Source organism: Bradyrhizobium sp., from assembly GCF_049519115.1.
Taxonomy (GTDB): Bacteria; Pseudomonadota; Alphaproteobacteria; order Rhizobiales; family Xanthobacteraceae; genus Bradyrhizobium.
The window spans coordinates 57,665-76,109 of record NZ_JBEKRB010000041.1; the positions used below are offsets into that span (position 1 = coordinate 57,665).

The window sequence follows — 18,445 nt, forward strand, 5'->3', positions numbered from 1 at the left end:
CCGGGCTTGACCCGGCCATCCACGTCTTTCTTGCTCGACTTGAACAAAGACGTGGATCCCCGGCACAAGGCCGGGCATGACGAAAACTAGTTCATCTTCAATCGGTGGGAAACGCCCTGCAAAATGCTAGTCTCCCCTGCCGCGCCAAACCAGGATTCGAAAATGAGCGATTCCGAAACTGCCGAAAAAGTATTCAAAGCCTTGAAGCAGGCGGAACATGCGGCGCCGCAAGACGCCTTGCCGATGCTGAACGCACTTGCCGGGCTTATTCAGGGAAGTGGCGAACAGCCTTTGGAAGTCGAAGACGCCCGCGCCGGCGCGTTCCTGGCGATTTGCGAAGTCGGAAAGGCGCTGCACCGCGGGCAACCGGCGGATGGCCTGTACGCGACTGCGATCGATGCGACCGAGCGATGGCTGCGGTTGGCGAGGTGACGTGACGGATGCGTTCCCTCCCCCCTTGCGGGGGAGGCTTAGGGAGGGGGGTAACTACAGGCGCTTGCGTTCGTCACACCCCCCCTCTCCACCTCTCCCCCACAAGGTGGGAGAGAGCAGATTGCGTCGTGTGGCAACCTCACTGTCATTGCGAGCGAAGCGAAGCAATTCAGCAAATCGGTGAGGACTCAGGATTGCTTCGTCGCTTTTGGTCCTCGCAATGACGGACTAATTCGCCCTATCCCGCGACCATCCGGCGTGCTTTGCTCAACCGACAAAAAACAAAGCCGAAATGATCGGGAACCGGAGGGTCAAATGTCCAAAGAGCCGAAGATCGAGCATGAATATCACGCGCACAAGGACAGGCTGACGATCAAGATTCACCGCTATTCCCTGAAAAGCAAAAAGACGCGCGATGCCATTTTGATGAAGCTGATGGCCGATCTGGAAAGCAAGCCCGATCGCCTCAAGGCCGGCGCGAAGAAAAAAGCGAAAGACGGACCCGGTAAAAAACTGCGCGGTCAGCCGAAGGATTCGAGGCTCGTCGAGGTTGGCGATTAGTCTTTCGTTTTGACGCGTTTTCTACCGCAGATAAGTCTACGCAATCTGCGTAAATTTGATTGCTATGCGAACCGGTTCTCACCCCGGATCGCTTCCGGGGCAGGCTTTCGCGCGAAAACGCTATGGAGACGAAATAGAGAATGCCGACCAGACCCGCCGCGCCAAAGACTGACAACTATTCGATCGTTGCCGGCTCGCTGGGTCCGCGCCGCGATTTTCGGATCAGCGTCGGCTTGCGCGAGGGCTGGGACGCCGAGGGCCGTGTCTTCGACGTCTCGGAAGCCGTCCGCACCGCGCGCGCCTGGATGAAGCGCCGCGTCGAAGCGGGCCAGCCTGCCTTGTCCGGCATGTTCACCCGCGCCGAAGTGACCTATGCGTGGCCTCGGCCGGACGGGACCGTCGGGTCCGACCGCGAACCGGTCGCGCTCTTCACTGGAGAGGCCGTCCACGCCTATCTCGGCCATCTGTCCAATGAGGCCATCGAGGCGATGCTGAACGAACTATCGATAGAGTTAGGCACGGCGCTTGGGCAGGAGCGGATTTATGTCGCGTTTGCTGACCGGACGTGGATCCTGGATGCCGGAGAGCGCAAGAAGCAGGATTGATCCGACGCTGCTTTACACTCCGGAAAAAAAGGGCCGGTTTTCACCGGCCCTCTGACTCAGTTACTTCTGCTGTTGGCTCTTGGAATGCGCCGCGTCGGACTGCTGGTGCGCCGACTGGGAATGCTGCTTAGCACTGGCTGCGTGCTCCTTGCCTTTGGCGTGGTCGCCCTTGCCGTGATGTTCGGCGGCGGAACGATGCGCCTTGGCAGCGGTTTCGTGGTGTTCGGCTGCCTTGTTGTGCTCGTCTTTGGCCATGAAATCCTCGTTGGTTGTCAGCTCCCAGCCCGAACGAACTCGCGATTCCCTACAACGTTCCAACAATCGAGCCGCCGGAGGTGAAATAGATTTCGCGATGGAGGCGGCGTTTGGGTCTAAGGTCGAGCCCTTCAACGTCGCAAAGGGAACTCCAATGACCGGTCGCATGCCGCCGATCCCACCCGCCAATCGCAGCAACAAGGGCGTTCCGCAGAATGCCGACGCTGAGAGAGACACGTCTCACAAGAAGGACCATACGGAAAACACCGCCGAACAGGGCGAGACGGCCAATATCAAGCAGAACACCACGAACGCCGGCTTCTTCAAGGGCCGAAGGGTCAAGTAGAGGTTTCCGGTCTCGCGAGCCCTTGTCGCGACGCCTGCCCGCGACGGCTTTTCCTTGCGCAAATGCGTTGCGTCTGTCGGGGGCGATGACGGGCTTGACCTAGGTATTTCCACGCGGCCGGGATTTACGCCTTCGTTTACGACGACCTGATCGACTCGCTTCTTTCCATGGCGGTTGCCGGCGTGTCTGCCGGTCATATTGAACGGAAGCGCAGGCCATGAGTCAGGGCGATCCGATTGGCGATTATCTGAAGCAGCTGACGGCGCAGGCGCGCAGCAGCCTTCTGATCGAACTCGAACGGCTGGAAGCGTGCGGCGCGGAACTGCCCGGCGCGGCCTCGATGCTGGAAGTCCTGCGGGCTGAATTTCGCAAAAGCGGAAAATCGCATGATCGAATCGCCAATCCGTCGCGCCATTTTTTTCTACCGGTAGAGCCGCTGCTGGCGGACGGCGCGCCGGCGCATGACAATTCGGGCCGCATCCTGCGCGGCTCGCTGAGCGCGATCTGGGAATGGATCAGCCACGATCTGCTGCCGACGATGGCAGCGGAATATGTCGTCCAGACCCGATCATTGATCGCCGCCGACAAAAAAGCGGAGGTCCGCAAAGTCGCGGCCGCCTTTCAGACCAAGATCGTTGGCTATCTCGATAACGCGCTTGGCTCCCCTGAGGGCACGACGCGGGCGCGCGGAGGCCTTGCGACCTATACGACCTCGAGCGCTGCCTTTACAGATCTGCTCAAGCTGATGGACGTGCTTCGCTCGCGCGACGCGCTCACCAAGTTCGGCGATCAGTTGCCGGCGAGCATCGCCAAGCTCGAGCGGGCGCAGGTCGCCAAGGTAACCGCGCTGCTCGCCGAATGCTGCGAGCGTCATCCGGAGGCGCTTCCCTTTGCGCTCACCTTGGTGGGAAACCGGCTCAAGGCATTCTGGCAATTGATCCGCCTGGCGACCAAAGGCGCAGCAAGCAAGGATGCGGCCGATGTCGCCGCGACGCGTTATGCGATCGCCGTCTCGATGGTACTCGACCGGCTGGAGGACAAGATAACGGCGTTGCGCACGGCGCTGAAGACCGACAGGGTTACCGTTGCGAGGGACCTGCTGGCCGAGCTGTACGATACCGAATATGCCTTGCGGGTTCGCATCGACCATCTCGATCGGTCGGAATGGGGCGCGCGGCTCGACAGCGTCATGAACCGGATCGCGGCGCTGGTCGACGCAGAGCTGAGCAGGTTTCCCGACGGCGTCGCCCATGTGCTCGGATCGCAAAGCCTGCGTCGCCACCGGTCGCTTTCCGGCCGCCTGAAATATTTCGGATGGAAGGCCCATGACCTGTTGACCAACGGACTTGCGCGCGGCCTGAAGCTCGTCGGCCGGTATCAGCCCTCGGGCGGTCCGGCGGCATAGCAAACATGAGAAAACCATCGCGGCGATCTGGAACGAACCGTCGATCGAATCCGGCGTCGCGCCTGATCGGAGCGCCCGTGCGCGATCTGAGAATGTTGCTTTGCGCCCGCAGCGTGTCCGTTGCCCTTGGCGTCGTCGCCCTTGCCGTGATGTTCAGCGGCGGAGCGATGGGCCTGGCCGGCGTCTTCGTGACGTTCGGCAGCCTTGTTGTGCTGGTCTTTCGCCGTGAAATCGTGGTCGAATTGTCAGCTCCCGCTGCCGGCTGGGACGAACCCGCGATACAAGACAACACTCCCGCGCTCGAACGGCCTGAGACGAATAGAGTCTCGGGTCTCGCCGCCGTCATTCCGGGACACATCGAAGATGCGAACCATGGTGCGCCCCGGAATCGCGGATACAGCTTTGCGCCAAAAATCCGATTTCGCCAGCGCACTCAACGCTGAGTCTACCGTCCAGTCCGGCTCGCAAAAATATTTCGCTTAACCCGTCGGGCAAATCACGCCTACAGCCTCGCCCGTCCCGCCTCGATAAGAGGGCGTTTGCCATCGTCACGAACGTTGGGCGGGATGCGGTGGACGCTTTGGCGGCGCAAGACGAGCGACGCAAAAAGCGGACGGCGAAGTCGTGTGGTCCTGGCCTCTCGATCCTGAGGTCAACTCGCGACAATGCTTCGCATTGCGTGGGGATGGTGACAACAAAGCCCGATCAAAGGGAGAGCCCGAAGGAAACCTTTAAAACCACTGCGCAGGGAAAGCCGGATGTTCCGGCGCACCTGTGGCGACTAACTCGTGTGCTTTTTTGTTGCACACGAGGCTATGGGTGTCGGCTCGGCACCCGGCTTTCCCTGCGCCCTCTGTTTTTTGGGCGGGTGATTTTTTCATAACTCCGGCGGAATTCCGTCGCGGGAAGTTGAAACTGCGTCTCAACTTCGGCCGTCATTCCGGGACGCGCCTCTTGGCGCGGGCCCGGAATCCATTTCTCCAAGCGCTCTAATGGCGCTATGGATTCTCCGATGTGCCATTGCACATCGTAGCTCGCATCTTCGATGCGCCCCGGAATGACGACAACTGAGCCCACGACATGCCTGACCTCAAACCGTCAATCACCTATGACGACTTCACCCGCCTCGACATCCGGATCGGAAAGGTCGTCGAGGTCCAGCCGTTTCCCCGCGCGCGCAATCCCTCTTACAAAGTCGGCGTCGATGTCGGCGCTGACGGGATTATGTGGTCGAGCGCGCAGATCACTAATTACGACCCCGCCGAACTCCTCGGCTCGCTCGTCGTATGTGTTTGTAACTTCGCACCGAAGAACATCGCCGGCTTCACGTCAGAACTGCTCATTCTCGGGGCGAAGAACGCGGAAGGAAAAGTGATCGTTCTCTCACCCCGCAGCGAGGTCGCAGCCGGCGAGCCGGTGTACTGACGAGGCGGCTTGCGCGAAAGCGATTTACGACTGAAAATAGCTGAGCTTTTTGCCAAGGAAAATTCCAAGCGGATTTCCAGGGGACTTTAAAAAGGGGCTCGCGGGTCATGGGCGCAAACCCATTTCGCACAATTTTTCTGGGTTTGCTCGTTGCCGTCATCGCAAGCGCCGGTGCGGCGCAGGGCCAGACCACCGCGCGGCCGCCGGTCGGCGGCTTCGGTTCGCCGACGGACGCGATGATCTTCTATGTCGCACATGGCACTGAGGGTGCTTGCGGTCCGGGCTGCGCCGACTGGATCGCGGCCGAGGGCACGGTGCAGTGGGACACCTTCAAGCGGCTGATCGCGATCCTCGACCGGCAGAATGGACGCAAGCTGCCGCTGGTGATTCATTCGTGGGGCGAATCCAGTCTCAATGTCGCGGTCGGCCTCGGACGCATCCTGCACGATCGCGGCATCGACACCACGGAAGGCACCACCGACGTCGCGGCCTGCAAGGACAAGTCTGATGCGGATTGTTTCGCGCTGAAGCGGCCGGGCGGGCCGCTGGAGGCCACGCTCACCACGTCGAAATCGCTGTGCGATATCGCCTGCGTTTTGATTTTGGCCGGCGGCGTTCATCGCACCCTGCCCGCAGGAAGCCGCGTGATCCTGACCGGCATGACGATTCACAATCGCCTCGCGCCCAACGTCTCCGACGAGCACCGCGAAAGCCTCACCACGATCTATGGCGAGCAATTCCGCGTCTATTTGCGCGAGATGGGGGTCGACACCGAATTGCTCGACATCGTCGATCGCAACAACGCGAACGCGCGCGCGAGCGAAGTGCCGCCGTCGGACTGGACGCGGCTGCACCTCGTCACGGCGGCGCCGAAATGATCGGGCTTACCTTTAATCTTCAAAAAAAACGGACCCGCCGCAGCGGGGCCGTGACAGAACGATGACAAGACAACAAATCGCTAGTCCGCCGCCTTGCGCGAGACCGGCAGGCCACCTGGCCGCGACTTGGCCATCTCGCGGCGCGAATACCCCACATGGTGGGAATACCCCATATGGTGATGGTGGCGCCTCATTGTGTCGTGGTGCATGGAAGCCATCGCGTTGGATGTGGCGGGCGCACGCGCGGCCGGCTCCGTCTGCGCGGATGCGATTGTCGTGGCGGCGAATAACGAGGTGATCACGAGGACCGGGAAAGCAAGCTTGGAGCGCATGGAAATCTCCTGGATCAATCACATGATGCAGAGACAGGAACTTGCGAGACCGAGTTGTGTTCCATCGTGCACAGAACCAACCGCTGCTGCGCCGCACCCTGCGCGGCCTGATTCAGATCAAAACCTCGTCCGCGGCTATGGATGAGACTTCGTTGTTCCGCTAGATTCCTTTGACCTCACGAGGGTATGCCGCATGACCGACTTCACTTTGTTTTCCGCAGCCGAGCTTGCCAACCGCATCGCGATCCTGCGCGACAATCTTCGCCAGCTCACCGAACAGGCGGCGGCGCAATCGGGCGCTGCGAACGAAGAGCGGCTGGCCGACCGGATCGAGACCCAGAGCAAGGAGCTCGACGAGCTTTTGAAGGAGCAGGAGCGCCGCGGCTAGAAGCGATCCGCACGGGCCGCTTCATCCGGTATTATTTTCCCGACGTCAGTCCGCTCCCACCGCAACGCGGCGCTAACTTTCTGCCCTTATGATTGCAACCCATTAAGCGCGTTAACGCGCGATTTACGTTATTGCGGGGCCAGGATGCTCAGAATTGCAGTGATTGCCGCAGCGCTTTTGCTGTCGGCCGGCGACGTTTTTGCGCATGGCGAAGAGCCGGCGCCGCCGCCGAAAAAAGTAGCCCCGCTGTTTCCGGTGAAGGTAGCGCAGACCCGCAAGGGGCAAATCTTCGTCGATAATAATGGCATGACGCTCTACACGTTTGACCGCGACACCTCCGGCAACGCATCGACCTGCGACGGAAAGTGCACCGAGCGCTGGAAACCATTGGCCGCGGACAACGAAGCCGAGGCCAAGGGCGATTTCACCGTGATTATCCGCAGCGACGGCAGCAAGATGTGGGCCTATCGCTATCGCCCGCTCTACACCTCGCAATCCGACAAGGCGCCCGGCGACGTCAACGGATTCGACGGCGCCGATCTCTGGCACGTCGCGCGCCCGGCGCTCTAACGCCGTTACGATCTCACCATCGATGTCGAGGGAAAAGTCAGTTTGAGGGAACGCGAGGCCCGGTGAGCCTAGGAGACCGGGGCCTCGCGAACATCCCCCACACCCACATGGCCAAAGCCGACAGGGTCTGTGGTCTTCGATTACGCAAATTCCGCCATACGCGAAAGACCGTAGCACTACGGTGCGTGCGTTGCGTCTCAAATCCTCAGCGACTGGATTGCTTCGCTTGCGCGCGCAACGACGCTTTTTCCGAAATCCATGAGTCAATCGAATCGGTTACCGCAAACCGTGAAGTCACATGCAAGCAGTGTTGAAGAAAATTGGCTGAATTCCCCGCAGTTTCACTCCGCAATCTTCCGGATTTTCCGACTCACGCGGTGCTGCTATGTGAATCCATGCATCACGTTTTCCGGTGAGGAGACGGACCATGGCCCAGCTCTTTTTTCATTGTTCCAACGACGCCGGCATCTGGATCGATCGACGGTTGGCGCCGGAAGGCAGCCTGACCGAAGCGATGGAACAGGCCACGAAGGTCGTGCGCTCGCTGGTGATGGCGCCGTCAGGCGAAGACTGGCGAAGCTGGACTTTGCATGCCAGCGACGATTTCGGCGATGAGATCTTCGCGATGCCGTTCGCCTCCGTCCTCGGCAAGTCCCATTGAGAGGTACCATGCTGGTCACGCTGTTCGCCTCGCTTCCGTTTAGCCAGCACCTCAGTGCGCTCGTCGGGGGCTGGCAGCGCCTGCTTCGGATGGCGGGCAATCCCTATCGGCCCGAACGTCACTACATGCGCGGCCCCGGCCCCAAATGGCACGCCAAACACCGCGACCAAGGGCTCTGAACGTTCCTCCCAGGCTGGTAAAGCCCACCTCGAAGGCACCGTCGGCGACAATGCGGCGGTGCCGTTTTCTTTTCATTAAACAAGTCACTTCGCCAAAAGCCTTAAGAGCGCACCTCCGGCCAAAAATCGCCAAATTGTTTTTTTATTTAAGGGAACTGATCCCAACCATTTTGCGGAGAATTTCCCATGCGGATCGCGCTATCGGTCTTCGTCAGATCGATCGCCGTTTTGGCTGCCCTCGCCTTACCTGCACTCGCCAACGGCTCGAGCCCGAATTCCCACGCCAACGCCAATGCGCAAGCCGTCGAGGAAGCGCCGGCTACTTCGGGTTGTCACGCTTATCAGAAGGGCTCCGACGGCTCCTGGGTTGAAATGGCCTGCCACGAGGGCAGCGGGAGCTACGCTGCGCCGGCGCCGGTGCGCAAGCCCGCCAGCCACGCGAGCGGTCAGACCTTGCGCTAACCCCTGATCGACGGGCGGCATCGGCCTCGACAAGGCGGCAAAAACCGGGATTATCGGAAGGACTGTCTGCACCAGGAGACCGCATGCCTTCCATGATTGACGTTCATCTCGTCAGCCATCCCCTTGTCCAGCACAAGCTGTCGCTGATGCGCGAGACCGACCGGTCCACCAAGGGTTTTCGCGAGCTTCTGAACGAGATCGGCATGCTGCTCTGCTATGAGGTGACCCGCGACCTGCCGCTGGAGATGGTCGATATCGAAACGCCGCTGATGGCGATGAAGGCCCCCAAAATCGCCGGCAAGAAGCTGACGTTTGCGCCGATCCTGCGCGCCGGTGTCGGTTTCCTCGACGGCATGCTAGCGCTGGTGCCGTCTGCCCGCGTCGCCCATATCGGCCTTTACCGCGATCCCGAGAGCCTTCAGGCGGTCGAATATTACTTCAAGGCACCGACCGATCTGTCGGACCGCACCGTGATCCTGATGGATCCGATGCTGGCGACGGGCAATTCGGCCTCGGCTGCCGCGTCCCTGCTGAGGACGCGCGGCGCGCACGACATGCGCTTCGTTTGCCTTTTGGCCGCGCCCGAAGGCATCAACCATTTTCAGGCCGAACATCCGGACGTTCCGATCTGGACCGCGGCGATCGACGAGAAACTGAACGATCACGGCTATATCCTGCCAGGTCTCGGCGACGCCGGCGACCGGATGTACGGCACGAAATAGCGAAACGCGCCGCCGCACGCGACTTGAAGGTGCCGAGATTGCGCCGTCTGCCGGTCTTCGGATTGAGTTTGCGCGAATAGAGCCAGTACTCGCCCGACTTGAGTTTGCGGATCATGCAGCGATCCCCGTTTGATAGAGCCTGGTTTGTCAATCACACTCACGACGGGTTGTTCCGCGGGCGCCTAAGCCAGCCGCTCCAGTCCGGACTCGATCAGCGCGGGCGTCGCGTCAAGAGAACTGAGAAACTTCAACAAGAGGTCGGCTGCGGCAACGTTCTTCGATGTCGCCATCCGGCCGGCGGAAAACACCGCCGGTATCTGCAAATGGAGCGGCAGTGGCCCCACGACCTCGATGCCGTTGACTTGCTTCAACTCGCTGAGCTGCTGGATCGCGACATCCGCCTCGCCGGTGACGAGGCGCTCGGCGGTGAAGCCCATGGGAACGACGGTGGCGCAGGCGTTGACCTCGGTGGCGATGCCCATTTTTACAATCAACTGCGCGAAGAAAATGCCGCTGGCGCCCAGCCGCGAATAGGCGACCGAACGCGCCGCCAGCAGCGTTGAGCGCAGTGCGGGCTCGGTCGAGATATCGGGATGAGGGCTGCCTGCCTTGACTGCCAGCCCGATATAGGAGCGCGCAAGATCGACGCAGCTTTCCGCGGCCACGCTTCCCGCCGAGGCGAGACCCGCAAGCCCCTCCTCGGTCAGGATGAGGACGTCGGCGGTCTCGCCCTCTTTCAACCGCTCGAGCAGCCGCACGGTCGGCGCGAAATCGGCGTCGATGCGCGCGCCGCTCACCGCCTGATATTTTTCGGCCAGCGCCCGAACCGCGCCAGCCAAAGCGAGCGTCGACAACACCCGCACCGAATTTTCCATGCCAGGAACCCCGCAGAAGCAGCGGCTGCTTTTAGCACGGAGATCGCGCGCTCAAAACGCAATGATCCGCCAGAGCAGGCACTCTGGCGGATCATGTTGAAGGTCGAGCCTAACAGCCCGCCCTACGTGAACTTATTACGCCGCAGCCGCCTTTGCGCCGGTCGGAACGGAGGCCACCGTCTTCAGGATCTGCGAAGCGATCTGGTAGGGGTCGCCTTGCGAATTCGGACGACGGTCTTCGAGGTAGCCCTTGTAGTCGTTCTTGATGAACGAGTGCGGCACGCGGACCGAGGCGCCGCGATCGGCCACGCCATAGCTGAACTTGTTCCAGGGAGCGGTCTCGTGCTTGCCGGTCAGGCGCTTGTCGTTGTCCGGCCCATAAACGGCGATGTGGTCCATGAGATTCTTCTCAAAGGCTGCCATCAGCGCCTCGAAATAGGCCTTGCCACCGGTCTCTCGCAGATAGGTCGTCGAGAAGTTGGCGTGCATGCCCGAGCCGTTCCAATCGGTGTCGCCAAGCGGCTTGCAGTGATACTCGACATCGATGCCGTAGGTTTCGGTCAGCCGCTGCAACAGGTAGCGGGCCATCCACATCTCGTCGGCGGCTTTCTTGGAGCCCTTGCCGAAGATCTGGAATTCCCACTGGCCCTTGGCGACTTCGGCGTTGATGCCTTCGTGGTTGATGCCGGCCGCGAGGCAGAGATCGAGGTGCTTCTCAACGATCTCGCGGGCAACGGCGCCGACGTTCGAGTAGCCGACGCCGGTGTAGTATGGGCCCTGCGGCGCCGGATAACCGGTGGTCGGGAAGCCGAGCGGACGGCCGTCCTTGTAGAAGAAATATTCCTGCTCGAAGCCGAACCACGCGCCGGGGTCATCGAGAATGGTGGCGCGCTTGTTCGTCGCGTGCGGGGTGACGCCATCCGGCATCATGACTTCGCACATTACCAGCACACCGTTGGTGCGCGCGCTGTCGGGATACACCGCAACAGGCTTGAGCACACAGTCCGAGCTTCTGCCTTCCGCCTGCATGGTCGAGCTACCGTCGAAGCCCCATAGCGGCAGCTGCTCCAGCGTCGGGAACGATGCGAATTCCTTGATCTGCGTCTTGCCGCGCAGATTCGGCGTCGGCGTATAGCCGTCGAGCCAAATATACTCGAGCTTGTATTTGGTCATTGAGCCTCTCATGAGTTGATGATGCGAAAGGCGTGAGAACGAAGCCGCCAAATCGGCTCCGGCCCCCACACACGTACCCGGCCGCGTGGGCCAGTCATGAATAAGCAATAAAAGTGCCAATTATTGCAGCGCGGTAACCCGGGCTCCCTGGAATGGCTTCACTGGTTTTAGTACCGGAAGGGGTGCGGCAAAGGCGCGCGGCCGAATCGGTCCATGATGGTGGTGAGAGCCGCCCTTACCTCGCATCGACGCCTGTTTCCTCGGCATTCGCTGCAAGGCACATCCATAACGGTCAACGATGCGGCAAGCTCACGCAACATTACGCAAGAAAACCGGGGTCGCCGGCAACCCCACCCGCGGCGATCGCGCCCCTCGGCCAGAAACTGCTCTGCAAGGTGCAAAGGCAAATCTGCATCTATTTTAGTCAGTTGATGAATTCGTTTTAATCAGGTTGCGCCGTGGGCGTGCAGGACCGATATCGGCTTTCCAGTAACCGCACACGAACGAGTCGGGCGCAGCATGAGTTGAGTCTGTCTCGACCAATGGAGATATCGATGAATACCAATCGCAGTCAGGAGTCCGCGCGCATCTATCAATTTCCCGCCGGGGGCCGCGCAGCTCTCGGCGTCAAGCGTCGCGAAGAATTTACGCCCGCCACAGCCCGCGTGCATGAAGCGGCTGTCGGAGAAAGCTGGTACCACGAAGCCGCCATTCGGGAAGCTGCCGAACGCGGTCGCGATAACTAAAGCTGGTTTAGCTTAAGATGATGCGGAGCGCCGGTTGAGCACGGCTTGCGAGGTTTTCAAGAGAGCTCGCACGCCGTCACCGGGCGCCGCAGATGCCGGATCAATACGCCGGTAGCGGTCATAACGAGACTTACCCCGCTGCCGGAATAGCGGCCGCCAGGCATGGTCAGGCTCTTGCTCAGCGTCACGGCACGTCCGTCAATCTGCAAATAGGCGCGCTTGTCACTGGGGTAAAACGCCAGGATGAAATGCGTGCCGTCGGCGCAACGATAGGAATCAAACGTCTGGGCCGATGCTGGCGATACCTGGATAACAAAGCCCGCGACGAAAATTGCCGCCCCGCCCAAAATTCCTGCCCAGACCAAGGCAGCCTTTTGCCATCTCATCGTCGCCCTCGAAGCCCTGCATCCTCGGATGCAGGCCTGCAATAGCGCCGGAGAACGCAGGTGTATAGTCCACGGCCGCGGAAGCGCTTGGGCTGGGCTGGCGAAGCGATCAGGCGGCCGCTTCCATTTCCATTTCAGCGTCGAGATCGGTAATGACATCCTCGAACGCGGAAATCGCCTGCTGAACGGCTGCGATCTGCATCAATTCCCAGGCGTTGACCGGGCCGTTACGGTTTTGCAGAGCGACCACCAAATCGCGCCGCTGTTCTTTGAGCTGGACCAGCGGCAACCCGTGGTCGGGCAGATGTTTCAACATGATGCTTCGACCCTTCATTGAGCGAGACCTAGCCATAGCTCAACTAGTCTGCGTTTCACTTACAAAACTCCGGCAAATTTTAACGATCGCCAACAAGTGTCGGAATATGGGCGGTTCTTTCGCGAAAACGTGTATGCGCCGGAGTGCTTTGGCCGCATTGCCAACTGATTTTACGCACTCATAGTAAGGTCGCAGTTGCATTGCCTCGCTTCGGAGATTCCGTCATGGAAGGAAAGATCATTGTCGTGACCGGCGCCTCCGGCGCGCTCGGCAAGGTCGTCGTGGCGACAGCTCTCGCCAAAGGCGCTCGGGTCACCGCCATTGACCACGCCGCATCGACGATGAAGGCAACGCCCGACCGGATCGAACTTGGCGGCGTCGACCTCACTGACGCAAGCGAGGCCAAGAAAGCGATCGATGCGGCGGCTTCGCATTTCGGCAAACTTGACGCCCTGGTCAACATCGCCGGCGGGTTTGCCTTTGAGACGACCGCCGAAGGCGATCCGAAAACCTGGCAACGCATGTATGCGCTCAACGTTTTGACCGCGCTCAACGCCTCACGGTCGGCGATCCCTCACCTCTCGGCCTCGGGTGCAGGTCGGATCATCAATGTCGGCGCGATGGGCGCGCTACAAGCCGGCGCCGGCATGGGCGCCTATGCGGCATCCAAGGCGGGCGTGCACCGCCTCACCGAGGCGCTGGCCGCCGAATGGAAAGGCAAGATCGCCGTGAACGCGGTGCTGCCGTCGACCATCGATACCGCGGCCAACCGCGCCAGCATGCCGAATGCGGACTTTGCAAAATGGGTCAGGCCGGAAGAACTGGCTGACGTCATCCTGTTTTTGGCAAGTGACGCGGCAAGCGCCGTCACCGGTGCACTGCTCCCGGTCAGTGGACGGGTTTAAGGTGCCCAAGCCCGCGCGCGATATGGGGTAAACTGGGCAGTGAGTCGTTAGGTCACTGTGCAGGGATGCCTGGCCCTTGGAAACCGCGCTTTATTTGCCCGTCAAGAAATTTCTCGAGAAGCTCGGCTTAACGGTCAAGGGCGAGATCGGCGGCTGCGATCTCGTAGCTCTTTCCGGTGACGAACCTCCAATCGTGGTCATTGGCGAATTGAAGCTCGCCTTCAACCTCGAACTGATCCTGCAAGCGGTTGACCGCGCGAGTGCCAGCGACGAAGTGTGGCTTGCCGCCAAATTCTCCGAACGGGGCAAAGGACGGGAGAGCGATGCGCGGTTTCGCAATCTCTGCCGCCGGCTCGGCTTCGGCATGCTCGCGGTCACCACAACGGGCGCGGTCGAGGTGATCGTCGCCCCGACCACCGTTCCTCGCCGGGATCCGAAGCGGCGCTCGCGCCTGATCGCCGAACATCGAAAGCGTCAAGGCGACCCGGCGCTCGGCGGCAGCACCCGTGCCCCGATCATGACCGCCTACCGTCAACAGGCCCTGGCCTGCGCCGCGGCGCTCTGCGAAGGTCCCCGCAAGGTGGGCGAACTCAAACCCGCCATTCCGGACGCGCCGAAGATTCTGCTGCACAATGTCTACGGCTGGTTCGACCGCGTCGAGCGCGGCATCTACGTCCTGACCGATTCGGGTCGTGCTGCGCTCAAGCGCTGGCCACAGCAGCCGCTCGAGATGACTGGCGCTGCCGAGTAAGCGCTATGAGTCACATACCGGGAGAAATGCGATGATCCTTGTGACGGGGAGCGTGACGGCGCGGGAGGATTCCTTCGATGAAGTCCGACGATTGAGCCTGGAGCACGTGCATCGCTCGCGGCTTGAGCCGGGTTGTCTCGCTCACGCGGTGCATATCGATTGCGAGAATCCGCTTCGCCTGGTGTTCGTCGAGCAATGGGCTGATCGCGCCGCGCTGAGTGTTCATTTCGTGGTGCCGGCCTCGCGGGACTTTGTTCGGGCGCTGAAATCTCTCGCGGCCGGCGCTTCAACGATCGAGATTTTTGACGCTGCACGGGTCGAGGACCTTTGACGTCAAACGAATGCATAGCTGTATTGCCACATCAATTTCATATTGCAATGCAACATACGCATCCCTAAATATCTCCCGCGAGACTAAGGGGTCGGCGATGAGCCAGGATTGGAACACCAAATACGGACCGCGGCGCGTTCGGCGTGATCCGCCCACCCTCGAAGAGGCGATCTTCGCGGCCGCTGGCATCACCGAAGACCAAAGCGAACAGGCTGAAATTGCCTCATCGCTGATGGGCATGCCGATCGAAGCCGTCATTGCCGAGGTCAGAAAGGCTGGACGCGTGCAGGCGCGGACTGCAACGCGTGTGATCGCGGGTGAACAGGGCGCTCAACGCTCGATCGTGGTCGAGCGCCGCGTGGTGAGGAAATTCGGCAACGACAAGCGGACCGGCACCTAGAGAGCCGTCGGCGGCGCTGACGATTAATTGCGTCTGCCCGTCAGCTTGTTCACGCGATCTGCTTCCAGCCGTACAGCCGCAATAAAAACTTCCAGTAAGCTCGATTAAAGTGGATGACCGCGCGCGCGGCATCGACCGGCGTGATGATTGCGGGCCGCTCAAGCTCTGGCCGCGGCTGTTCCTTCACGTCGATCGTTCCGGTGGATTCGCCATAACGGAACGTCAGATGGGCGCCAAACTTGTTGGCAAGCGCGCGCATGGGGTCGTTTTGAGCGCCGGTCGTGATCCGCAGGAAGCGATAACCCTTGGCGCGCGCTTCTTCGATCAGCTTGCGGAACAACAGACTTCCAACCCCCTGGCGGCGCAGACCGGCTTCCACGCTAAACGCGATTTCAGGTAGTACATCGGGCGACGTCTCCGGCGGATGAAGCTCCGCTGCACCCCGCACCACGCCATCTTCGAGATAGGCGATGATAACGGTTCCGTCGCTCGCGCATTTTTCCGCGTAACGTTCGACGAAGCTATCGTCCATGAAGCCGTGAAAGCGATCATGCCGGCTTTGGCGGTCAAGCCTCAACAGATGATCCCGGAGCAGCGACAGTTCTTCCTGCCGGCTCAACGTCCGAACGATGCCCCTGGAAACCGTCGAACCCGAAACGTCCTGATAGTTCACGTCCAATCTCCTCTTGGTAGCCCTCGAGGAGGCGCCGAATCCCTAGACCATTCATATTGTGCATCGCAACATGAAATTCAAGGCCGTTTTCGGCCGCAAAAGCGGCCTGTGGTTGACCCACGACGCGCAATTGAGGTCACACTCAGAGAACCATCTGGGTCTGCGTTACGATCGCGACGAGCTTTCCCTCCTCGGTTTCCAGGCGCGTTTGCCAGACCTGGGTACGCCGCCCCCGATGAATCGGCGTCGCCGTGGCAATGACGGTAGTTCCCTCCTTCGCTCCGCCAATGAAATTGGTCTTGCTTTCGATGGTGGTCGTGCCCTTGGCATCTTCTGGCAGATTGATCACGGTCGCCGCGGCACCGACGGAATCCGCGAATGCCATCACCGCGCCCCCGTGAATGCTGTGACTGACGGTGCAGAGATCGGGACGAACCAGCATCTTGGCCATGACGCGGTCCTTGTCGGCTTCAATGAAAGTCACTCCCTTCAATTCCGCAAACGGAATTTTCATCGAGCGTATTTTTTCAAGCGGCGTCATCCTTCGATGCTCCTTGCGCAGTCACTTCACCGGTGCCTAAAAACCGGAAATAAGATCTTCAACCGGTGCGGCCCGTGACAAGCCATCTTGTGTTCTGCATAACACTTCCATGGGCCAGTTCCCTCCCCGCCGCATCGTCTGCCTCACCGAGGAAACGGTCGAGACCCTTTATCTGCTCGGCGAGCAGGACCGGATCGTTGGCGTTTCCGGTTATGCCGTGCGACCGCCGCAGGTCCGGCGCGAGAAGCCACGGGTTTCCGCCTTCATCTCCGCCGATATTCCGAAGATTTTGGATCTCAAGCCCGACCTCGTTCTCGCCTTCTCCGATCTGCAAGCCGACATCGTCGCCGAACTGGTCCGCGCCGGCGTCGCGATCCATGTCTTCAACCAGCGCGATATTGCCGGCATTCTGGCGATGATCCGCACGCTGGGCGCGCTGGTTGGCGCCAACAGCCGCGCGGACGATCTCGCTGCCGGCTATGAGAAGCGATTGGCGAGCATTGCGTCGATCGCGCGCCCTTCTCCCAAACCGAAGGTCTTTTTCGAGGAGTGGGACGATCCCTTGATCAGCGGCATCGGCTGGGTGTCCGAGTTGATCGAGATCGCGGGCGGCGAGGACATATTACCCGACCTGCGATTTCAGCAGTCGGCGAAGGACCGGATCATATCGCCGGATCTGGTTCGAACTGCTGCGCCCGACATCATCCTGGCGTCGTGGTGCGGCAAGAAAGTCGTTCCGGACAAGATCAAGCGGCGGACAGGATGGGATGACATTCCAGCCGTTCGTCACGATCGGGTGGTCGAGATCAAGTCGCCGCTGATCCTGCAGCCTGGCCCCGCCGCGCTCACGGACGGATTGGACGCCATCCTCGCGGCGCTGTGGCCTTGAGATGAGCAGCGTTGCGTCGACGATACGTTGATCGCTTTGAGAATCGCCGCCGTCTCAATAGACTTGGTTAGAAATAGACTTGGTTAGAAATAGACTTCGCTAGAAACAAGACTTGGCGAGAAATAGATTTGGCGAGACGTTACCGACGATGGAAAAGCTCCGATGACGATCGATCGCAATCTCCCATCCGCAATCGAAGCGTTCGGCACGCGCGTTTTGTTGAAGGCCTCCCGTGTTCTGGCCGCCTTTGTAATATTTGCGCAGTTGCCGGCGATGGCGGCGCAGCCTCTGTCCAGTGAACCAGCTGCCGGCCAGTTGAGGCTCGGTCAGCGCGTCAAGGTGGACGATGGGACGTGTCCTGCCGGCCAGATCAAAGAAGTATCAGGCACCAAGATGACATCCACCGGTGTGGTTCCCGCCCGAAAGTGTGTCTCCCGTGTCGGGCCGAAGACAAAATAGCAAGCGGTTCGCATCGGCCTCGGCGAAGCCAGACCCTCTTAAAAAACAACGATTTCAACCATCGCCGTCAGTCATTGGACCGCCGATGCCGATAATCTCGCCAGGGAAAAGGCACCGCAAAATTCGTTCACTTGGTTGGATTCGCGACCCTCATGCTGGGAAAGCACCGGGGGGTGCGCCCCGGCCCGATCGCTCCAAAATCCTGAGCACTGAGAGAATCTTGTTCCTATTCGATGAACTCGCCGCACTTCTGGATCGTCGTGTCGCCAGTTCCCCAAGGCATGATCGGCACCGATGAGGTCGAGTTTTTCGGCGAGCCTTCGATCAGCCTGTCCGAGTAGACCATATAGACCAGCACGTTGCGCTTGGTGTCGCAGCCGCGCACGATCTGCATCTTCTTGAAGAAAAGCGATCGCCGCTGCCGGAATATGTCGTCGCCCTGCCCCATCTTGCTCTTGAAATGGATGGGGCCGATCTGGCTGCATGAGAGCGAAATGTCCGACACCTGCTCGGCTAATCCGAGCCAGCCTTTGACGCCGCCCCGCTCAGGCACGGTGAAATGGCAGGCTACTCCCTCAACCTCCGGATCGTCGATGCCGTAGGTCGCAAGCTTGTCGTTAGGGCTGAGCCACTTGAACACCGTGGAACGGCGAAAGATCAGATCCGGGTCGTCCGCCGCCAGCGCCGGCGATCCGGCATGCGCCAGCAACGCGATCGCCAGCAGCAGCGTGATTCGCCAACCCCCGTCACGGGGTCGGCTTGTAAGGCATGTCATGAAG

At 60.5% G+C, this 18,445-nt stretch carries 30 protein-coding genes; 21 read left to right on the plus strand and 9 right to left on the minus strand.

Going from position 1 to position 18,445, the window contains the following annotated elements; genetic code table 11:
* Positions 1-162 precede the first annotated feature (162 nt).
* The 3 genes from ABSE61_RS26175 (at position 163) to ABSE61_RS26185 (ending at position 1,598) form a co-directional block, all read left to right on the plus strand.
* A complete protein-coding gene (locus ABSE61_RS26175) occupies positions 163-432 on the plus strand; it encodes a hypothetical protein (protein ID WP_423874045.1) in 270 nt (89 codons plus the stop codon).
* Positions 433-747: 315 nt separating this feature from the next.
* Positions 748-993, plus strand: coding sequence for a hypothetical protein (locus ABSE61_RS26180; protein WP_423874046.1), 246 nt, complete (start codon positions 748-750; stop codon positions 991-993).
* Between the two features lie 140 nt (positions 994-1,133).
* Positions 1,134-1,598, plus strand: a complete 465-nt coding sequence (locus tag ABSE61_RS26185) for a hypothetical protein (RefSeq protein ID WP_423874047.1) — start codon at positions 1,134-1,136, stop codon at positions 1,596-1,598.
* Positions 1,599-1,658: 60 nt separating this feature from the next.
* Here the strand turns inward: ABSE61_RS26185 and ABSE61_RS26190 are convergent, their stop codons facing one another.
* The gene (locus ABSE61_RS26190; RefSeq protein ID WP_423874048.1) at positions 1,659-1,853 is read right to left on the minus strand and encodes a hypothetical protein; all 195 of its coding nucleotides are present in this window, start codon (positions 1,851-1,853) and stop codon (positions 1,659-1,661) included.
* 154 nt (positions 1,854-2,007) lie between these two features.
* Here ABSE61_RS26190 and ABSE61_RS26195 point away from each other — a divergent pair, with 154 nt between their 5' ends.
* From ABSE61_RS26195 to ABSE61_RS26215, 5 genes are all read left to right on the plus strand, one after another.
* Positions 2,008-2,199 (plus strand): hypothetical protein, encoded by a 192-nt coding sequence (locus ABSE61_RS26195; protein ID WP_423874049.1) that lies wholly within the window; start codon positions 2,008-2,010, stop codon positions 2,197-2,199.
* A gap of 217 nt (positions 2,200-2,416) precedes the next feature.
* Positions 2,417-3,604 carry a hypothetical protein gene (locus tag ABSE61_RS26200; RefSeq protein ID WP_423874050.1) on the plus strand — a complete coding sequence of 396 codons (1,188 nt, stop codon included), beginning with the start codon at positions 2,417-2,419 and terminating at the stop codon, positions 3,602-3,604.
* A 77-nt stretch (positions 3,605-3,681) separates the two neighbouring features.
* The gene (locus tag ABSE61_RS26205) at positions 3,682-4,047 is read left to right on the plus strand and encodes a hypothetical protein (protein WP_423874051.1); all 366 of its coding nucleotides are present in this window, start codon (positions 3,682-3,684) and stop codon (positions 4,045-4,047) included.
* A 637-nt stretch (positions 4,048-4,684) separates the two neighbouring features.
* Positions 4,685-5,029, plus strand: a complete 345-nt coding sequence (locus ABSE61_RS26210; protein WP_423874052.1) for a tRNA-binding protein — start codon at positions 4,685-4,687, stop codon at positions 5,027-5,029.
* 107 nt (positions 5,030-5,136) lie between these two features.
* Positions 5,137-5,907 carry a hypothetical protein gene (locus tag ABSE61_RS26215; RefSeq protein ID WP_423874053.1) on the plus strand — a complete coding sequence of 257 codons (771 nt, stop codon included), beginning with the start codon at positions 5,137-5,139 and terminating at the stop codon, positions 5,905-5,907.
* An 80-nt stretch (positions 5,908-5,987) separates the two neighbouring features.
* On the opposite strand, the gene ABSE61_RS26220 is transcribed toward ABSE61_RS26215, so the two are convergent.
* Positions 5,988-6,239 (minus strand): hypothetical protein, encoded by a 252-nt coding sequence (locus ABSE61_RS26220; protein WP_423874054.1) that lies wholly within the window; start codon positions 6,237-6,239, stop codon positions 5,988-5,990.
* Between the two features lie 193 nt (positions 6,240-6,432).
* Between ABSE61_RS26220 and ABSE61_RS26225 the strand changes: the two genes are divergently transcribed.
* The 6 genes from ABSE61_RS26225 to upp all read left to right on the plus strand — a co-directional run bounded on the left by ABSE61_RS26225 (position 6,433) and on the right by upp (position 9,221).
* Positions 6,433-6,627: a hypothetical protein gene (locus ABSE61_RS26225; protein WP_423874055.1), complete on the plus strand. Its 195-nt coding sequence runs from the start codon at positions 6,433-6,435 to the stop codon at positions 6,625-6,627.
* A gap of 144 nt (positions 6,628-6,771) precedes the next feature.
* Entirely contained in the window at positions 6,772-7,197 is a 426-nt protein-coding gene (locus ABSE61_RS26230) for a COG4315 family predicted lipoprotein (RefSeq protein WP_423874056.1), read from the plus strand.
* 427 nt (positions 7,198-7,624) lie between these two features.
* Complete coding sequence (locus tag ABSE61_RS26235) at positions 7,625-7,858, plus strand: DUF6894 family protein (protein WP_423874057.1); 234 nt, start codon at positions 7,625-7,627, stop codon at positions 7,856-7,858.
* Between the two features lie 8 nt (positions 7,859-7,866).
* On the plus strand, positions 7,867-8,037 hold the full coding sequence (locus ABSE61_RS26240) for a hypothetical protein (RefSeq protein WP_423874058.1): 171 nt from the start codon (positions 7,867-7,869) through the stop codon (positions 8,035-8,037).
* Positions 8,038-8,223: 186 nt separating this feature from the next.
* On the plus strand, positions 8,224-8,499 hold the full coding sequence (locus ABSE61_RS26245; RefSeq protein WP_423874059.1) for a hypothetical protein: 276 nt from the start codon (positions 8,224-8,226) through the stop codon (positions 8,497-8,499).
* A gap of 92 nt (positions 8,500-8,591) precedes the next feature.
* Positions 8,592-9,221 carry a uracil phosphoribosyltransferase gene (gene upp, locus ABSE61_RS26250; RefSeq protein ID WP_423874101.1) on the plus strand — a complete coding sequence of 210 codons (630 nt, stop codon included), beginning with the start codon at positions 8,592-8,594 and terminating at the stop codon, positions 9,219-9,221.
* Positions 9,222-9,403: 182 nt separating this feature from the next.
* Here upp and ABSE61_RS26255 read toward each other — a convergent pair whose 3' ends face one another.
* Together ABSE61_RS26255 and ABSE61_RS26260 are read right to left on the minus strand one after the other, a co-directional pair.
* Positions 9,404-10,096: a substrate-binding domain-containing protein gene (locus ABSE61_RS26255; RefSeq protein WP_423874060.1), complete on the minus strand. Its 693-nt coding sequence runs from the start codon at positions 10,094-10,096 to the stop codon at positions 9,404-9,406.
* Between the two features lie 135 nt (positions 10,097-10,231).
* On the minus strand, positions 10,232-11,269 hold the full coding sequence (locus tag ABSE61_RS26260; RefSeq protein WP_423874061.1) for a glutamine synthetase beta-grasp domain-containing protein: 1,038 nt from the start codon (positions 11,267-11,269) through the stop codon (positions 10,232-10,234).
* A gap of 554 nt (positions 11,270-11,823) precedes the next feature.
* On the opposite strand from ABSE61_RS26260, the gene ABSE61_RS26265 reads away from it, so the two are divergent.
* Positions 11,824-12,015, plus strand: a complete 192-nt coding sequence (locus ABSE61_RS26265) for a DUF2735 domain-containing protein (RefSeq protein ID WP_423874062.1) — start codon at positions 11,824-11,826, stop codon at positions 12,013-12,015.
* 56 nt (positions 12,016-12,071) lie between these two features.
* Here ABSE61_RS26265 and ABSE61_RS26270 read toward each other — a convergent pair whose 3' ends face one another.
* Together ABSE61_RS26270 and ABSE61_RS26275 are read right to left on the minus strand one after the other, a co-directional pair.
* Positions 12,072-12,401, minus strand: coding sequence for an MliC family protein (locus tag ABSE61_RS26270; protein ID WP_423874063.1), 330 nt, complete (start codon positions 12,399-12,401; stop codon positions 12,072-12,074).
* 109 nt (positions 12,402-12,510) lie between these two features.
* Positions 12,511-12,717, minus strand: a complete 207-nt coding sequence (locus ABSE61_RS26275; RefSeq protein ID WP_423874064.1) for a hypothetical protein — start codon at positions 12,715-12,717, stop codon at positions 12,511-12,513.
* Positions 12,718-12,941: 224 nt separating this feature from the next.
* Here ABSE61_RS26275 and fabG point away from each other — a divergent pair, with 224 nt between their 5' ends.
* The 4 genes from fabG to ABSE61_RS26295 all read left to right on the plus strand — a co-directional run bounded on the left by fabG (position 12,942) and on the right by ABSE61_RS26295 (position 15,104).
* Positions 12,942-13,622: a 3-oxoacyl-ACP reductase FabG gene (gene fabG, locus ABSE61_RS26280; protein WP_423874065.1), complete on the plus strand. Its 681-nt coding sequence runs from the start codon at positions 12,942-12,944 to the stop codon at positions 13,620-13,622.
* 76 nt (positions 13,623-13,698) lie between these two features.
* Positions 13,699-14,373: a DUF2161 domain-containing phosphodiesterase gene (locus tag ABSE61_RS26285; RefSeq protein ID WP_423874066.1), complete on the plus strand. Its 675-nt coding sequence runs from the start codon at positions 13,699-13,701 to the stop codon at positions 14,371-14,373.
* Positions 14,374-14,404: 31 nt separating this feature from the next.
* Positions 14,405-14,704, plus strand: coding sequence for a putative quinol monooxygenase (locus tag ABSE61_RS26290; RefSeq protein WP_423874067.1), 300 nt, complete (start codon positions 14,405-14,407; stop codon positions 14,702-14,704).
* A 97-nt stretch (positions 14,705-14,801) separates the two neighbouring features.
* Positions 14,802-15,104, plus strand: a complete 303-nt coding sequence (locus ABSE61_RS26295; protein ID WP_423874068.1) for a hypothetical protein — start codon at positions 14,802-14,804, stop codon at positions 15,102-15,104.
* 49 nt (positions 15,105-15,153) lie between these two features.
* Here ABSE61_RS26295 and ABSE61_RS26300 read toward each other — a convergent pair whose 3' ends face one another.
* Both ABSE61_RS26300 and ABSE61_RS26305 read right to left on the minus strand, forming a co-directional pair.
* Positions 15,154-15,777, minus strand: coding sequence for a GNAT family N-acetyltransferase (locus tag ABSE61_RS26300; RefSeq protein WP_423874069.1), 624 nt, complete (start codon positions 15,775-15,777; stop codon positions 15,154-15,156).
* Positions 15,778-15,919: 142 nt separating this feature from the next.
* Entirely contained in the window at positions 15,920-16,318 is a 399-nt protein-coding gene (locus tag ABSE61_RS26305) for a PaaI family thioesterase (protein WP_423874070.1), read from the minus strand.
* Between the two features lie 109 nt (positions 16,319-16,427).
* On the opposite strand from ABSE61_RS26305, the gene ABSE61_RS26310 reads away from it, so the two are divergent.
* On the plus strand, positions 16,428-17,207 hold the full coding sequence (locus ABSE61_RS26310; RefSeq protein WP_423874071.1) for a cobalamin-binding protein: 780 nt from the start codon (positions 16,428-16,430) through the stop codon (positions 17,205-17,207).
* Positions 17,208-17,369: 162 nt separating this feature from the next.
* On the plus strand, positions 17,370-17,666 hold the full coding sequence (locus tag ABSE61_RS26315; protein ID WP_423874072.1) for a DUF6719 family protein: 297 nt from the start codon (positions 17,370-17,372) through the stop codon (positions 17,664-17,666).
* Positions 17,667-17,892: 226 nt separating this feature from the next.
* Here ABSE61_RS26315 and ABSE61_RS26320 read toward each other — a convergent pair whose 3' ends face one another.
* Entirely contained in the window at positions 17,893-18,441 is a 549-nt protein-coding gene (locus ABSE61_RS26320) for a CreA family protein (RefSeq protein ID WP_423874073.1), read from the minus strand.
* Positions 18,442-18,445: the final 4 nt, after the last annotated feature.